General features: G+C 61.4%; 15 protein-coding genes and 1 tRNA gene. All 16 read left to right on the top strand.

From position 1 onward, the window contains the following. Positions 1-60 precede the first annotated feature (60 nt). The 16 genes from AB4Y34_RS17330 (at position 61) to nuoL (ending at position 14,842) form a co-directional block, all read left to right on the top strand. Positions 61-1,077: an NAD(P)H-quinone oxidoreductase gene (locus AB4Y34_RS17330; protein ID WP_368716711.1), complete on the top strand. Its 1,017-nt coding sequence runs from the start codon at positions 61-63 to the stop codon at positions 1,075-1,077. 97 nt (positions 1,078-1,174) lie between these two features. Continuing rightward, on the top strand, positions 1,175-1,951 hold the full coding sequence (tpiA, locus tag AB4Y34_RS17325) for a triose-phosphate isomerase (protein ID WP_176380824.1): 777 nt from the start codon (positions 1,175-1,177) through the stop codon (positions 1,949-1,951). An 82-nt stretch (positions 1,952-2,033) separates the two neighbouring features. Further along, a complete protein-coding gene (secG, locus tag AB4Y34_RS17320; protein ID WP_176109126.1) occupies positions 2,034-2,429 on the top strand; it encodes a preprotein translocase subunit SecG in 396 nt (131 codons plus the stop codon). A gap of 112 nt (positions 2,430-2,541) precedes the next feature. Next, positions 2,542-2,626, top strand: a tRNA-Leu gene (locus AB4Y34_RS17315). Positions 2,627-2,784: 158 nt separating this feature from the next. Continuing rightward, positions 2,785-3,144: an NADH-quinone oxidoreductase subunit A gene (locus AB4Y34_RS17310; protein ID WP_018420012.1), complete on the top strand. Its 360-nt coding sequence runs from the start codon at positions 2,785-2,787 to the stop codon at positions 3,142-3,144. 62 nt (positions 3,145-3,206) lie between these two features. Then, the gene (locus tag AB4Y34_RS17305; protein WP_006052903.1) at positions 3,207-3,686 is read left to right on the top strand and encodes an NADH-quinone oxidoreductase subunit B family protein; all 480 of its coding nucleotides are present in this window, start codon (positions 3,207-3,209) and stop codon (positions 3,684-3,686) included. A gap of 20 nt (positions 3,687-3,706) precedes the next feature. Then, the gene (locus AB4Y34_RS17300; RefSeq protein ID WP_176109125.1) at positions 3,707-4,309 is read left to right on the top strand and encodes an NADH-quinone oxidoreductase subunit C; all 603 of its coding nucleotides are present in this window, start codon (positions 3,707-3,709) and stop codon (positions 4,307-4,309) included. Positions 4,310-4,318: 9 nt separating this feature from the next. Beyond that, positions 4,319-5,572, top strand: a complete 1,254-nt coding sequence (locus AB4Y34_RS17295) for an NADH-quinone oxidoreductase subunit D (protein ID WP_176121309.1) — start codon at positions 4,319-4,321, stop codon at positions 5,570-5,572. A 133-nt stretch (positions 5,573-5,705) separates the two neighbouring features. After that, positions 5,706-6,191 (top strand): NADH-quinone oxidoreductase subunit NuoE, encoded by a 486-nt coding sequence (gene nuoE / locus AB4Y34_RS17290; RefSeq protein WP_013088938.1) that lies wholly within the window; start codon positions 5,706-5,708, stop codon positions 6,189-6,191. Then, on the top strand, positions 6,188-7,516 hold the full coding sequence (gene nuoF / locus AB4Y34_RS17285; protein ID WP_176109123.1) for an NADH-quinone oxidoreductase subunit NuoF: 1,329 nt from the start codon (positions 6,188-6,190) through the stop codon (positions 7,514-7,516). Before nuoE ends, nuoF begins: the two co-directional genes overlap by 4 nt. 128 nt (positions 7,517-7,644) lie before the next feature. Then, on the top strand, positions 7,645-9,978 hold the full coding sequence (nuoG, locus tag AB4Y34_RS17280; protein WP_176380825.1) for an NADH-quinone oxidoreductase subunit NuoG: 2,334 nt from the start codon (positions 7,645-7,647) through the stop codon (positions 9,976-9,978). Further along, on the top strand, positions 9,979-11,043 hold the full coding sequence (gene nuoH, locus AB4Y34_RS17275) for an NADH-quinone oxidoreductase subunit NuoH (protein ID WP_176121312.1): 1,065 nt from the start codon (positions 9,979-9,981) through the stop codon (positions 11,041-11,043). 15 nt (positions 11,044-11,058) lie between these two features. Beyond that, on the top strand, positions 11,059-11,547 hold the full coding sequence (gene nuoI, locus AB4Y34_RS17270) for an NADH-quinone oxidoreductase subunit NuoI (RefSeq protein WP_013088942.1): 489 nt from the start codon (positions 11,059-11,061) through the stop codon (positions 11,545-11,547). Between the two features lie 192 nt (positions 11,548-11,739). Further along, positions 11,740-12,432 carry an NADH-quinone oxidoreductase subunit J gene (locus AB4Y34_RS17265; RefSeq protein ID WP_176109120.1) on the top strand — a complete coding sequence of 231 codons (693 nt, stop codon included), beginning with the start codon at positions 11,740-11,742 and terminating at the stop codon, positions 12,430-12,432. Between the two features lie 20 nt (positions 12,433-12,452). Beyond that, on the top strand, positions 12,453-12,758 hold the full coding sequence (gene nuoK / locus AB4Y34_RS17260; RefSeq protein ID WP_176109119.1) for an NADH-quinone oxidoreductase subunit NuoK: 306 nt from the start codon (positions 12,453-12,455) through the stop codon (positions 12,756-12,758). 17 nt (positions 12,759-12,775) lie between these two features. Next, positions 12,776-14,842, top strand: coding sequence for an NADH-quinone oxidoreductase subunit L (gene nuoL / locus AB4Y34_RS17255; protein WP_368716710.1), 2,067 nt, complete (start codon positions 12,776-12,778; stop codon positions 14,840-14,842). Positions 14,843-14,852 lie beyond the last annotated feature (10 nt).

Here is a 14,852-nt window from a genome sequence, read left to right as displayed (position 1 = left end):
GCGCTACGGCGGACGGCAGCAACGGGTAGGCAACGCAATCCAATCTTGGAGTTGACGCAGATGAAAGCGATCGAAATCACTGAATTCGGTGCCCCGGAAGTCCTCAAGCTGGCAGAGCGTCCGACGCCGCAGCTCAAGGCTGGCGAGGTGCTGATCAAGGTGGCGGCATCCGGCATCAATCGTCCGGACGTGTTTCAGCGCAAGGGCGGCTATGCGCCGCCGCCGGGAGCGTCGGATCTGCCGGGGCTGGAGGTGGCGGGCGAGATCGTCGGCGGCACGATCGAAGCGAAGAACAATCCGTTCGGTCTGAAGATTGGCGACCGCGTTTGCGCGCTGCTCGCGGGCGGCGGCTATGCCGAGCATGCGGCGGCGCCGCTTCTGCAATGCCTGCCCGTGCCGGCGGGATTGTCGGACGTCGAAGCGGCTTCGTTGCCCGAGACTTTCTTCACGGTGTGGAGCAACGTGTTCAATCGCGCGCAGCTCGGCCAGGGTGAGGGTGGCGCGAACGAAACGCTGCTCGTGCAGGGCGGATCGAGCGGCATCGGCGTGACGGCGATCCAGATTGCGCATGCGCTCGGCTTCCGTGTGTTCGCCACCGCAGGCTCGGACGACAAGTGCCGCGCGTGCGAAGCGCTCGGCGCCGAACGGGCGATCAACTACAGGACTGAAGATTTCGTCGAAGTCATCAAGTCGCTGACCAACGACCGTGGCGTCGACGTGATCCTCGACATGGTCGCGGGCAGCTACGTGCCGCGCGAACTGTCGGCGCTCGCCGATGGTGGCCGCATCGTGCTGATTGCGCTGCTCGGCGGCGCGAAGGCGGAGCTGAACCTGAACGAAGTGCTGCGTCGCCGTCTGACTGTTACCGGTTCGACACTGCGGCCACGGCCGATCGAGTTCAAGGCACAGATCGCCGCGCAATTGAAAGAGCGCGTATGGCCGCATCTCGAAGCCGGGCGCATCAAGCCGGTCGTGCATCGCGTGTTTCCGGCCACCCAGGCTGCCGACGCGCATACGCTGATGGAAAGCAGCACCCACGTCGGCAAGATCGTGTTGACGTGGGGTCAGGAGGCTTGACACCATCGGTTTGACCCGATCCACCCCACGCAGTAAAATTGCGCGTTTTGCGCGCGCCGGAGCAGGTCGGACTGGCAAGACAGGACAATACGAGACGATGTCTAATCAACAACGAGCCAAACTGGTAGTCGGTAACTGGAAGATGCATGGGCGGCTCGCCGCGAACGCCGCGTTGTTGCAGGCAGTGGTGCAGGGCGCCAATGAATTGCCGGCCGACGTGCGCGTCGGTGTCTGCGTGCCGAGCCTCTATGTCGCGCAGGCGCAGTCGCTGCTCGAAGGCAGCCCGGTCGTGTGGGGCGTGCAGGACGTTTCCGCGTTCACGCATGGCGCCTATACCGGCGAAGTGGCTGCGCCGATGGTGACGGACTTCGGTGCCACGTTTGCAATCGTCGGGCATTCGGAGCGTCGCGCGTATCACCGCGAAAGCGCCGAGCTGGTCGCGGTGAAAGCGCAGCGTGTGCTCGAGGCGGGTTTGACGCCGATCGTGTGCGTCGGCGAAACGCTCGAAGAACGCGAGGCTGGTTCGACCGAGCAGGTCGTCGGCGGTCAGCTCGACGAAGTGCTCGCGAAGCTGTCGTCTCAGGACGCGGCTCGCCTCGTCGTCGCGTATGAGCCGGTGTGGGCAATTGGCACCGGCAAGAGCGCATCGGCGGCACAGGCGCAGGCCGTGCATGCGTTCCTGCGTGCTCGTCTCGCGGCAAAGGGTGCGGCGGACGTACCGTTGCTGTACGGCGGCAGCGTGAAGCCGGACAACGCGGAAGAACTGTTCCGTCAGAACGATATCGACGGCGGCCTGATCGGCGGCGCGTCGTTGAAAGATCAGGATTTCCTGGCGATCTGCAAGGCGGCCGCTGCGACCAGCGTGACGGGTTAAGCAGGGCGTCTCGACGAGGATGACTCCTTTTCGCGCAACACACCGTGTGCGGCGCGGTTAAATAAAGACTCAGGTGAGTGTGATGCTGTATTTGAAAACATTGATTATCGTCGTTCAGTTGTTGTCGGCGCTCGGGGTCATCGGCCTCGTGTTGCTGCAGCACGGCAAAGGTGCCGACATGGGCGCAGCTTTCGGCAGCGGCGCATCGGGTAGCCTGTTCGGTGCGACGGGTTCGGCGAACTTCCTGTCGCGTACCACGGCGGTGCTCGCAGCGCTGTTCTTTGCCACGACCTTGGCGCTCACTTACCTTGGTGCGTATCACGTGAAGCCGTCGGCAGGCGTGCTGGGCGCGGCCGCTACTGCACCGATCGCGGCTTCGCCTGCTTCCGCACCGGCCGCAGGCTCGGCTCCGGTGGCGGCATCGCCCGCAGTGCCGGCTTCGCCCGCGTCGGTTCCGGCAACGGGTGTGCCGAAATAAATTTTCTGTAGGCGTGCTCTTGTGCGTTGAACAATCTGTTTAAACAAGTTACAATTCAAGTCTTGAAGCGATTCGCGGGTTTTACAAGTTGTTTTCCCGGATTGCATATAGTGCCGACGTGGTGAAATTGGTAGACACGCTATCTTGAGGGGGTAGTGGCGAAAGCTGTGCGAGTTCGAGTCTCGCCGTCGGCACCAAATGTTATCTAAATGCCAGCCGCTTGCTTCGCTTCGGCTGGCATTTTCACTTCTGGCGTATGGCTGTAGGGCTTGCGTCATGCGTGTTGAGGAAGTGATTTCGCGTCAGGGGTGCTATGCTCCTGACGGCACTCAGAACCAACCGATTGAGGATTGTCTTGAACCTCGCAGCCTATTTCCCCGTTTTGTTGTTCCTTATTGTGGGCACCGGTTTAGGCGTAGCACTGGTCAGTATCGGCAAGCTCCTCGGTCCCAACAAACCCGACACCGAAAAAAACGCACCGTACGAGTGCGGCTTCGAAGCATTCGAAGATGCGCGCATGAAGTTCGATGTGCGTTACTACCTCGTCGCCATTCTCTTCATCATTTTCGATCTTGAAACCGCGTTCCTGTTCCCGTGGGGCGTGGCATTGCGCGACATCGGCTGGGCCGGGTTCACGGCAATGATGATTTTCCTGCTCGAGTTCCTGCTTGGTTTTGCCTACATCTGGAAGAAGGGCGGCCTCGACTGGGAATGATGGATTAATCGCCGGTTTGCGTGGGTGGCCAGGCTTGCCGCCCCGTCTGGAGTGGAAAGCAAATGAGTATCGAAGGGGTCTTGAAAGAAGGGTTTGTCACCACTACGGCAGACAAACTGATCAACTGGACGCGCACCGGCTCGCTGTGGCCGATGACGTTCGGTCTCGCATGCTGCGCGGTCGAGATGATGCATGCGGGCGCCGCCCGTTATGACCTTGACCGTTTCGGTGTCGTGTTCCGTCCGAGTCCGCGTCAGTCGGACGTGATGATCGTCGCCGGTACGCTGTGCAACAAGATGGCGCCCGCTCTGCGCAAGGTCTACGACCAGATGGCGGAGCCGCGCTGGGTAATCTCGATGGGCTCGTGCGCGAACGGTGGCGGCTATTACCACTACTCGTACTCGGTGGTGCGCGGCTGCGACCGGATTGTCCCGGTCGACGTGTACGTGCCGGGTTGTCCGCCCACCGCGGAAGCGCTGGTGTACGGCGTGATCCAGCTGCAAGCCAAGATTCGCCGCACCAACACTATCGCCCGTCAATAAGGCCAAAGCCTCCCCACAATATGGCAAGCAAACTCGAGACCCTGAAAGCGAACCTCGAGGCGGCCTTTGGCGGCCTCCTGACGAGCGTGACCGAGTCGGTCGGTGAATTGACGATCGTCGTCAAGGCTGGCGACTACCTCAACGTGGCAAAGCGCCTGCGCGACGACCGCTCGCTCGGTTTCGAGCAGTGTGTCGACCTGTGCGGCGTCGATTACCAGACCTATGCTGAAGGCGCTTACGACGGCCCGCGTTTTGCAGCAGTGCTGCATCTGCTGTCGGTGCAGAACAACTGGCGTCTGCGTCTGCGCGTATTCGCGCCGGACGACGACATGCCGATCCTGCCGTCCGTCGTCGATATCTGGAATTCGGTCAACTGGTACGAGCGCGAAGCGTTCGACCTGTACGGCATCGTCTTCGAAGGTCACCCGGACCTGCGCCGCATTTTGACCGACTACGGTTTTATCGGACATCCGTTCCGCAAGGATTTCCCTGTCTCCGGCTACGTCGAGATGCGTTACGACCCGGAAGAGAAGCGCGTCGTTTATCAGCCGGTGACGATCGAGCCGCGGGAAATCACGCCGCGCGTGATCCGTGAGGATCGCTATGGCGGTCTGAAACACTAAGAGAACGTCATGGCAGAGATCAAGAACTACACGCTCAACTTCGGTCCGCAGCACCCGGCAGCGCACGGTGTGTTGCGCCTCGTGCTCGAACTCGACGGCGAAGTGATTCAGCGCGCCGATCCGCACATCGGTCTACTGCATCGCGCGACTGAAAAGCTCGCCGAAAGCAAGACGTTTATCCAGTCGGTGCCGTACATGGACCGTCTCGACTACGTGTCGATGATGGCCAACGAGCACGGCTACGTGCTTGCCATCGAGAAGTTGCTCGGCATCGACGTGCCACTGCGCGCGCAATACATTCGCGTACTGTTCGACGAAATCACGCGCGTGTTGAATCACCTGATGTGGATCGGCGCGCACGCGCTCGACGTCGGTGCGATGGCGGTGTTCCTGTATGCGTTCCGCGAGCGCGAAGACCTGATGGACGTGTACGAAGCGGTGTCCGGCGCACGGATGCACGCGGCCTATTACCGTCCGGGTGGCGTCTACCGCGATCTGCCTGACGCAATGCCGCAATACAAGGCGTCGAAGATTCGCAATGCGAAGGCGTTGTCGAAGATGAACGAGAACCGTCAGGGTTCGCTGCTCGACTTCATCGACGACTTCTTCACCCGTTTCCCGAAGTGCGTGGACGAATACGAAACGCTGCTCACCGACAACCGGATCTGGAAGCAGCGTCTGGTCGGCATCGGTGTGGTCAGCCCGGAGCGGGCGCTGCAACTCGGCATGACCGGCGCGATGCTGCGTGGCTCGGGCGTCGAGTGGGACCTGCGCAAGAAGCAACCGTATGAAGTTTATGACAAGCTCGACTTCGACATTCCGGTCGGCGTGAATGGCGATTGCTACGACCGCTATCTGGTACGCGTCGAAGAAATGCGTCAATCGTGCCGGATCGCGAAACAGTGCATTGAGTGGCTGCGTAAAAATCCCGGCCCTGTGATGACGGACAATCACAAGGTGGCGCCGCCATCGCGCGTCGGCATGAAGTCGAACATGGAAGATCTGATCCATCACTTCAAGCTGTTCACCGAAGGCTTCCACGTGCCCGAAGGCGAGGCGTACGCCGCAGTCGAACATCCGAAGGGCGAGTTCGGCATCTATCTGATCTCGGACGGCGCCAACAAGCCATACCGTCTGAAGATCCGCGCGCCGGGCTATGCACACCTGTCCTCGCTTGACGAAATGGCCCGCGGCCACATGATCGCCGATGCCGTGACGATCATCGGCACGCAGGACATCGTGTTCGGCGAAGTGGATCGCTAGGACGTATTCATCGGCGCGCGTCCGCGGTCGTTGCACCGCCACGCGCGTCAAGCAAAGGAACGCCGGGTCTGTCGCAGTATCACGTGAGCGACAGGTTTTCGTTCGGTAGGAATTGAAAGAGTCGTGTCTGAAAATGATCTCAGCTGAAGGCCTGAAAGAAATCGATCGTGCGGTCGCAAAGTACCCCGCCGATCAGAAACAGTCCGCCGTGATGTCGGCGTTGGCCACTGCTCAAACCGAGCATGGCTGGCTGTCGCCCGAACTCATGCAGTTCGTCGCGGATTATCTCGGCATGCCGGCAATCGCCGTGCAGGAGGTAGCGACCTTCTACACGATGTATGAGACCTCGCCGGTCGGTAAGTTCAAGATCACGCTCTGCACGAACCTTCCGTGCCAGCTCGGCCCTGACGGCGGCTCCGAAAGCGCCGCTGAATACCTGAAGCAGAAGCTCGGCATCGACTTCGGCGAAACCACGCCCGATGGCAAATTCACGCTGAAAGAAGGTGAGTGCATGGGTTCGTGCGGCGACGCGCCGGTGATGCTGGTGAACAACCAACGCATGTGCAGCTTCATGAGCCGCGAGAAGATCGACCAGCTGCTCGAGGAACTTTCGAAATGACGGCTTTACACGATCGTCACATCAAACCGCTGATTCTCGCCGGACTGAACGGCGACAACTGGCATCTCGAAGACTACGTGGCGCGCGGCGGTTATGCCCAGCTGCGTCGCATCCTGGAAGAAAAAATCGCGCCCGAGCAGGTGATCGCCGACGTCAAGGCGTCGGGTCTGCGCGGCCGTGGCGGCGCGGGCTTCCCGACCGGTCTGAAGTGGAGCTTCATGCCGCGCCAGTTCCCGGGCCAGAAGTACCTCGTCTGTAATTCGGACGAGGGCGAGCCGGGTACGTTCAAGGACCGCGACATTCTGCGCTTCAATCCGCATTCGTTGATCGAAGGTATGGCGATCGGCGCGTACGCGATGGGTATCACGGTCGGCTACAACTATATTCACGGCGAAATCTGGGAAGTCTATAAGCGCTTCGAAGAAGCGTTGGAAGAAGCTCGCCGCGCCGGGTTCCTCGGCGACAACATCATGGGCTCGGGCTTCTCGTTCCAGCTGCATGCGCATCACGGTTACGGCGCGTATATCTGCGGCGAGGAAACCGCGCTGCTCGAATCGATCGAGGGCAAGAAGGGTCAGCCGCGCTTCAAACCGCCGTTCCCGGCGAGCTTTGGCGTGTACGGCAAGCCCACCACCATCAACAACACCGAAACGTTCGCGGCGGTGCCGTTCCTGCTCGCCATCGGACCGCAGAATTATCTTGAAATCGGCAAGCCGAACAACGGCGGCACGAAGATTTTTTCGGTGTCGGGCGACGTCGAGCGTCCGGGCAATTACGAAATTCCGCTCGGCACGCCGTTCGCGACGCTGATGGAACTCGCCGGCGGCATGCGCGGCGGCAAGAAGATCAAGGCCGTGATTCCTGGCGGTTCATCGGCGCCGGTGATTCCGGGCGAGATGATGATGCAGACCGACATGGATTACGACTCGATCGCGAAGGCTGGCTCGATGCTCGGCTCGGGCGCGGTGATCGTGATGGACGAGACGCGCTGCATGGTGCGCTCGTTGCTGCGCCTGTCGTACTTCTACTACGAAGAGTCGTGCGGTCAATGCACGCCTTGCCGTGAAGGCACAGGCTGGCTGTATCGCGTCGTACATCGTATCGAGCATGGTCTCGGCCGCCAGGAAGATCTGGATCTGCTGAACTCGGTCGCGGAAAACATCATGGGCCGCACGATCTGCGCGCTCGGCGACGCGGCAGCCATGCCGGTTCGGGGCATGCTCAAGCACTACTGGGACGAATTCGAATATCACGTCGCCCACAAGCATTGCCTCGTCGGCGGCCATGCCGGCACGGCGGCGGCGCCCGAAACAGTGGCAGCCTGAGTCGCGCCGACAGATTTGGCTGACGAATAACTACCAGACGAACACCTCAACCGCAGGATTCATCGCCCGAAGCGGGCGATGAACAGGCGAACGATTGAGCGGTAACAGGTTAAGGAAGATTGACCATCATGGTTGAACTGGAAATAGACGGCAAGAAAGTCGAGGTGCCTGAAGGCAGCATGGTGATCCAGGCTGCGCATAAGGTCGACACCTACATTCCTCACTTCTGCTATCACAAGAAGCTGTCGATCGCGGCCAACTGCCGGATGTGTCTGGTCGATGTCGAGAAGATGCCAAAGGCCGTGCCCGCGTGCGCGACCCCGGTGTCGGCCGGCATGATCGTGCGCACCAAGTCGGACAAGGCGGTGAAGGGCCAGCAAGCTGTGATGGAATTCCTGCTGATCAACCATCCGCTCGATTGCCCGATCTGCGACCAGGGCGGCGAGTGCCAGTTGCAGGATCTGGCCGTCGGTTACGGCAAGTCGTCGTCGCGCTATAGCGAAGAAAAGCGCGTGGTGTTCCACAAGAACGTGGGCCCGCTGATCTCGATGGAAGAGATGTCGCGCTGCATTCACTGCACGCGTTGCGTTCGCTTCGGCCAGGAAATCGCCGGCGTGATGGAACTCGGCATGCTTGGCCGCGGCGAGCATTCGGAAATTACGTCGTTCGTCGGCAAGACGGTCGACTCGGAACTGTCGGGCAACATGATCGACCTGTGCCCGGTCGGCGCGCTGACCAGCAAGCCGTTCCGCTACAGCGCCCGTACCTGGGAGCTGTCGCGCCGCAAGTCGGTGAGCCCGCACGATTCCGTTGGCGCGAACCTCATCGTGCAGGTGAAGAACAATCGCGTGATGCGCGTTCTGCCGTTCGAAAACGAAGCGATCAACGAGTGCTGGATTTCAGACAAGGATCGCTTCTCGTACGAAGGTCTGAACAGCCCCGAGCGTCTGACCAAGCCGATGCTCAAGCAGGGCGGCCAGTGGGTCGAAACCGACTGGCAAACCGCGCTCGATTATGTGGTCAAGGGTCTGAAGGGCATCGCCGGCGACCACGGCGCGAACGCGCTTGCGGCGCTGTCGAGCGCACACAGCACAATCGAAGAACTGTTCCTGCTGAAGCAGATTGCGCAAGCGGTCGGCACGCCGAACGTCGACTTCCGTCTGCGTCAGTCGGACTTCTCGGCCCCCGTTACCGGCGCGCCGTGGCTCGGCGGCACGATCGCCGATCTGTCGAACGTCGATGCGGCCCTCGTGATCGGCTCGGATCTGCGTCGTGATCATCCGCTGTTCGCCGCGCGTCTGCGCCAGGTCGCACGCGGCGGTTCGGCGCTCACGTTGATCCAGGCCACCAACGACGACGCGATGATCCCGCAGGCGCACCGTGTGGTCGCCGCACCGTCGGCATGGCTCGAGGCGTTGGCAGGGATCGCCGGCGCGGTGGGCGAAGCGAAGGGCGTCGCACTGCCGGAAGCATTCGCCGGCACGCAGCCGACGGACGCGCACAAGCAGATCGCGAAATCGCTGACCAACGGCGCACTGCGCGTCGTGCTGCTCGGCAACGAAGCGGTCCGCCATCCGGACTTCGCGGCGATCCACGCCGCGGCGCAATGGATTGCCGAAGCGACCGGCGCCACGCTCGGTTTCCTGACCGAAGCGGCCAACACGGTCGGCGCGCACCTCGTGAACGCGCTGCCGGGCGAAGGCGGTCTGAATGCACGCGAAGTGTTCGAGCAACCGCGCAAGGGCTATCTGCTTTTGAATCTCGAGCCGGAATTCGACACGGCCAATCCGGCTCAAGCGCTTGCAGCGCTGAAGCAGGCCGAGATGGTCGTCGTGATGTCGCCGTTCCAGACCGGCGCCGACTATGCCGACGTGCTGTTGCCGATTGCACCGTTCACCGAAACGGGCGGCTCGTTCGTCAACGCGGAAGGCACGGTGCAGGCTTTCAACGGCGTCGTGCGTCCGCTCGGCGACACGCGTCCGGCGTGGAAGGTGTTGCGCGTGCTGGGCAGTCTGCTCGGCGCGCCGGGCTTCGAATACGACACGGTCGAAGAAGTGCGCACAGCGGCGCTCGGCGACGGTGACCTCAGTTCGAGGCTGTCGAACCGTACCGGCGTCGCGGTGACGCGCGGCCAGGCCGTGAAGGCGGCGGAAGGCAAGTTCGAGCGTCTCGCGAACGTGCCGATCTATCACGCCGACGCGCTGGTGCGTCGCGCGGAGTCGCTGCATCTGACCGCGGCGGCCCGTACGGCGAATTCGGTCGGCCTGCCGGCTGCGCTGTTCGACAAACTGGGTTTGAAAGAGGGCGACGCGGTGCGCGTTCGTCAGGGCGAGCAAGCGGTGCAGTTGCCGGCCGTGCGCGACGCGAATCTTGCGGAGACGGTCGTCCGCGTATCGGCGGCTACGCCTGCCGGTGCAGCGCTGGGCAGCCTGTTCGGTGAACTGGTGGTGGAGAAGGCGTAAATGAGCTTGTTCGATACGATCAACTCGGGCGGCGCCCAGCTTCTCGGTGTGGCATGGCCTACGGTGTGGGCGCTCGTGCGCATCCTGGTGGTGGCCGTCGTGATCCTGCTGTGCGTCGCTTACCTGATCCTGTGGGAGCGTAAGCTGATCGGCTGGATGCACGTGCGTCTCGGTCCGAACCGCGTCGGCCCCGGCGGCCTGTTGCAGCCGATCGCCGACGTGCTGAAGCTTCTACTCAAGGAAGTGATCCAGCCTGCCCAGGCGAGCCGCTGGATCTACGTCATCGCGCCGATCATGGTGGTGGTGCCGGCGTTCGCGGTGTGGGCGGTGATTCCGTTCCAGGCGGGCGCGGTGCTCGGCGACATCAACGCGGGTCTGCTGTATGCGATGGCGATCTCGTCGATCGGCGTGTATGGCGTGATTCTGGCCGGCTGGGCGTCGAACTCGAAATATGCGTTTCTCGGCGCGATGCGCGCCGCCGCGCAGATGGTCTCGTACGAAATCTCGATGGGCTTCGCGCTGGTGGTCGTGCTGATGACGGCCGGTACGCTGAATCTCTCGGGCATCGTCGGCTCGCAGGAGCAGGGCTTCTTCGCCTCGCACGGCCTGAATTTCCTGTCGTGGAACTGGCTACCGCTGCTGCCGATGTTCGTCGTGTACTTCATCTCGGGCATCGCCGAAACGAACCGTCACCCGTTCGACGTGGTGGAAGGCGAATCGGAAATCGTCGCGGGTCACATGATCGATTACTCGGGCATGGCGTTCGCGCTGTTCTTCCTCGCCGAGTACATCAACATGATCGTGATCTCGGCATTGGCTGCAACACTGTTCCTTGGGGGCTGGAGCGCTCCGTTCGGGTTCCTGTCGTTCATCCCGGGCATCTTCTGGCTCGTCCTCAAGGTTTTCCTGCTGTTGTCGGTGTTCATCTGGGCGCGTGCCACGTTCCCGCGCTACCGCTATGACCAGATCATGCGTCTCGGCTGGAAGGTCTTCATTCCGGTCTGCGTGGTGTGGCTCGTGGTGGTCGGCTTCTGGATCATGTCGCCGTTGAACATCTGGAAATAAAGGGCGGACGAACCCATGACCGCAATCCAAAACTTCTTCAAGACTTTCTTCCTCACGGAACTGCTGAAAGGCCTCGCGCTGACCGGACGCTACACGTTCCAGCGCAAGGTCACCGTGCAGTTCCCGGAAGAAAAGACCCCGATCTCGCCGCGTTTCCGCGGTCTGCATGCGCTGCGCCGGTATGAAAACGGCGAGGAGCGCTGCATCGCGTGCAAGCTGTGCGAAGCGGTGTGCCCGGCGCTCGCGATCACGATCGAATCGGAAACGCGCGCGGACAACACGCGCCGCACGACGCGCTACGACATCGACCTGACCAAGTGCATCTTCTGCGGTTTCTGCGAAGAGAGCTGCCCGGTCGACTCGATCGTCGAGACGCACATTCTCGAGTATCACGGCGAGAAGCGCGGCGACCTGTACTTCACGAAGGAAATGCTGCTGGCCGTTGGCGACCGCTACGAAGCACAAATCGCCGCCAACAAGGCAGCCGACGCACCGTATCGTTGAAGCGCTTTCCCGCTGATGCAGTAAATGCGGCAGTAAAAGCATTAACACGGCCTGCTGTCGGGCCGACCGCCGCGGCCTGAACGCCGCGGCACGGCGCACCTGTGTGGCGGTACTGGCGGTTTGCTCCGCTTTTGCCAACCACGCGTGCCAAAGAACAATGCCTGACGATGGCCTAACGATGAACCGGTAATCATGGAATTCACGACCGTACTGTTCTACATCTTCGCGCTGCTCCTCGTGGTTTCAGGGCTGAAGGTGATCACCTCCCGCAATCCAGTGGCGTGCGCACTGTATCTGGTGCTGGCGTTCTTCAACGCAGCCGCGATCTGGATGCTGCTCGAGGCGGAGTTCCTTGCGATCCTGCTGGTGCTGGTCTACGTCGGCGCGGTGATGGTGCTGTTCCTGTTCGTCGTGATGATGCTGGACATCAATCTCGACGTGCTGCGCAAGGACTTCAAACGCTTCGTGCCGATGGCATCGGCAGTGGGCGCGATCATCGTGATCGAAACCGCACTGATCCTGTGGCACGGTTACGGCGCGACGGCTACCGCACTGCACGACACGGCCTCGGCCGCCGCCGGTATGGGCGACTGGTCGAACACGCGCCTGATCGGCAAGGTCATCTACACCAACTACATCTTCGCGTTCGAAATCGCGGGCCTGATTCTGCTGGTCGCCATCATCGCGGCGATCGCGCTGACCACGAGCCACAAGAAGGACAGCAAGCGTCAGAACGTCAGCGCGCAGGTCAAGGTGCGTGCCCAGGACCGCGTGCGCGTCGTGAAGATGCCGTCGGAGAAAACCGCGGCGACCATCGCGGCGGAACAAGCGGCTGCCGCGGCAGCCGCAGCAGCAGCCGACTCGGCAGCAGCCAAGAACAGCTGAGCGGACAGGAGATAGAAATCATGTTGACCCTTGCCCATTACCTCGTCCTCGGCGCGATCCTGTTTGCGATCAGCGTCGTCGGCATTTTCCTGAACCGCCGCAACGTCATCATCATCCTGATGGCGATCGAACTGATGCTGCTCGCGGTGAACACCAATTTCGTCGCGTTTTCGCACTATCTGGGCGACGTGCACGGCCAGGTTTTCGTCTTCTTCGTGCTGACGGTTGCTGCAGCCGAATCGGCGATCGGTCTCGCAATTCTGGTGACCCTGTTCCGTAGTCTCGACACGATCAATGTCGAGGATCTCGATCAGCTCAAAGGTTAATTTCAGGAAAAGCGGTTATGTCCACGATACTCAATGAAAACCTGCTGTTGGCAATTCCGCTGGCACCGCTCGCCGGTTCCCTGGTTGCAGGGCTGTTCGGCAAGGCGATAGGGCGGGCGGGTGCGCATTCGGTCACGATCCTCGGCGTCGCGGCTTCGTTCATCCTGTCGGTGATGGTCTTCTTCCAGGTGATGGACGGTGCGAGCTTCAACGCGACCGTTTATCAATGGATGTCGATCGGCAAGACGCAGCTCGAAGTCGGCTTCCTGGTCGACTCGCTGACCGCGATGATGATCGTCGTGGTCAACTTCGTGTCGCTGATGGTGCACATCTACACGATCGGCTACATGGCCGACGACGACGGCTACCAGCGCTTCTTCTCGTACATCTCGCTGTTCACGTTCTCGATGCTGATGCTCGTGATGAGCAACAACTTCCTGCAGCTGTTCTTCGGCTGGGAAGCGGTGGGTCTCGTTTCGTACCTGCTGATCGGCTTCTACTTCAAGCGTGAGAGCGCGATCTACGCGAACATGAAGGCGTTCATCGTGAACCGCGTCGGCGACTTCGGTTTCCTGCTCGGCATCGGTCTGCTGTTCGCGTTCGCCGGTTCGATGAACTACGGCGAAGTCTTCGCAAAGCGTACCGAACTCGCGGCGCTGAGCTTCCCGGGTACCGACTGGGGCTTGCTGACGGTGGCCTGCATTTGCCTGTTCATCGGCGCGATGGGTAAGTCGGCGCAGTTCCCTCTGCACGTGTGGCTGCCGGACTCGATGGAAGGTCCGACGCCGATCTCCGCGCTGATTCACGCTGCGACCATGGTGACGGCCGGTATCTTCATGGTTACGCGCATGTCGCCGCTGTTCGAACTGTCCGAAACGGCGCTGTCGTTCGTCATGGTCATCGGTGCGATTACCGCGCTGTTCATGGGCTTTCTCGGCATCGTCCAGAACGACATCAAGCGTGTGGTCGCTTATTCCACGCTGTCGCAGCTCGGTTACATGACGGTCGCGCTCGGCGCGTCGGCTTACTCGGTCGCCGTGTTCCACCTGATGACGCACGCGTTCTTCAAGGCGCTGCTGTTCCTCGGCGCGGGTTCGGTGATCATCGGCATGCATCACGATCAGGACATGCGCAACATGGGCGGCCTGCGCAAGTACATGCCGATTACCTGGATCACGTCGCTGATCGGTTCGCTCGCGCTGATCGGCACGCCGTTCTTCTCGGGCTTCTACTCGAAAGACTCGATCATCGACGCGGTGAAGCTGTCGCATCTGCCGGGCTCGGGTTTCGCGTACTTCGCGGTGGTCGCAAGCGTGTTCGTGACCGCGTTGTATTCGTTCCGCATGTATTTCATGGTGTTCCACGGCGAGGAGCGCTTCCGCAATCCGAAGCACCCGGAATCGCCGATGGGCGCGGAAGCCGCGTCGCATGCAAATGGCGCGCACGGCCACGATGACCATGGCCATGGTCACGGCGACCACGCTCACGAACCGCACGAAACGCCGTGGGTCGTGTGGGTGCCGCTCGTGCTGCTGGCGATTCCGTCGATCGTGATCGGCGCGATCGGCGTCGGTCCGATGCTGTTCGGCGACTTCTTCCAGCACGGCGTCGCGTTCGACAAGGTGATCTACATCAGCGAGAACCATCCGGCGCTGCATGAGATGGCCGAAGAATTCCAGGGCTGGGCGTCGATGGGTCTGCACTCGGTGTCGGGCCTGCCGGTATGGCTCGCGCTCGCAGGCGTGGTGGTCGCATGGTTCCTGTATCTGGTCCGTCCGGATCTGCCCGCTGTCATCAAGCGCGCATTCGGCCCGATCTACACGTTGCTCGATAACAAGTACTACATGGACAAGATCAACGAAGTCGTGTTTGCGCGGGGCGCTGTGGCCATTGGCCGTGGTTTGTGGAAGGAAGGCGACGTGGTCGTGATCGACGGCATCGTGAACGGCAGCGCACGCTTTATCGGCTGGTTCGCGAGCGTGATCCGTTTCCTCCAATCCGGTTACATCTACCACTACGCGTTCGCCATGATCATCGGCATGCTGGGGCTCCTGACCCTGTTTGTAACGCTCGGCGGCAAATAAGGCGAGAGAC

Source organism: Paraburkholderia sp. BR10954, from assembly GCF_040965775.1.
Lineage (GTDB): Bacteria > Pseudomonadota > Gammaproteobacteria > Burkholderiales > Burkholderiaceae > Paraburkholderia > Paraburkholderia youngii.
Note: the sequence above shows the minus strand (reverse complement) of the source record. Positions and strands in the feature narration are given on the sequence as shown.

Excerpts from the sequence above, each read along its gene's own strand:
- AB4Y34_RS17330 (WP_368716711.1), top strand. The coding sequence starts at position 61 with ATGAAAGCGATCGAAATCACTGAATTCGGTGCCCCGGAAGTCCTCAAG.
- tpiA (WP_176380824.1), top strand. The coding sequence starts at position 1,175 with ATGTCTAATCAACAACGAGCCAAACTGGTAGTCGGTAACTGGAAGATG.
- secG (WP_176109126.1), top strand. The coding sequence starts at position 2,034 with ATGCTGTATTTGAAAACATTGATTATCGTCGTTCAGTTGTTGTCGGCG.
- AB4Y34_RS17305 (WP_006052903.1), top strand. The coding sequence starts at position 3,207 with ATGAGTATCGAAGGGGTCTTGAAAGAAGGGTTTGTCACCACTACGGCA.
- AB4Y34_RS17300 (WP_176109125.1), top strand. The coding sequence starts at position 3,707 with ATGGCAAGCAAACTCGAGACCCTGAAAGCGAACCTCGAGGCGGCCTTT.
- AB4Y34_RS17295 (WP_176121309.1), top strand. The coding sequence starts at position 4,319 with ATGGCAGAGATCAAGAACTACACGCTCAACTTCGGTCCGCAGCACCCG.
- nuoE (WP_013088938.1), top strand. The coding sequence starts at position 5,706 with ATGATCTCAGCTGAAGGCCTGAAAGAAATCGATCGTGCGGTCGCAAAG.
- nuoF (WP_176109123.1), top strand. The coding sequence starts at position 6,188 with ATGACGGCTTTACACGATCGTCACATCAAACCGCTGATTCTCGCCGGA.
- nuoG (WP_176380825.1), top strand. The coding sequence starts at position 7,645 with ATGGTTGAACTGGAAATAGACGGCAAGAAAGTCGAGGTGCCTGAAGGC.
- nuoH (WP_176121312.1), top strand. The coding sequence starts at position 9,979 with ATGAGCTTGTTCGATACGATCAACTCGGGCGGCGCCCAGCTTCTCGGT.
- nuoI (WP_013088942.1), top strand. The coding sequence starts at position 11,059 with ATGACCGCAATCCAAAACTTCTTCAAGACTTTCTTCCTCACGGAACTG.
- AB4Y34_RS17265 (WP_176109120.1), top strand. The coding sequence starts at position 11,740 with ATGGAATTCACGACCGTACTGTTCTACATCTTCGCGCTGCTCCTCGTG.
- nuoK (WP_176109119.1), top strand. The coding sequence starts at position 12,453 with ATGTTGACCCTTGCCCATTACCTCGTCCTCGGCGCGATCCTGTTTGCG.
- nuoL (WP_368716710.1), top strand. The coding sequence starts at position 12,776 with ATGTCCACGATACTCAATGAAAACCTGCTGTTGGCAATTCCGCTGGCA.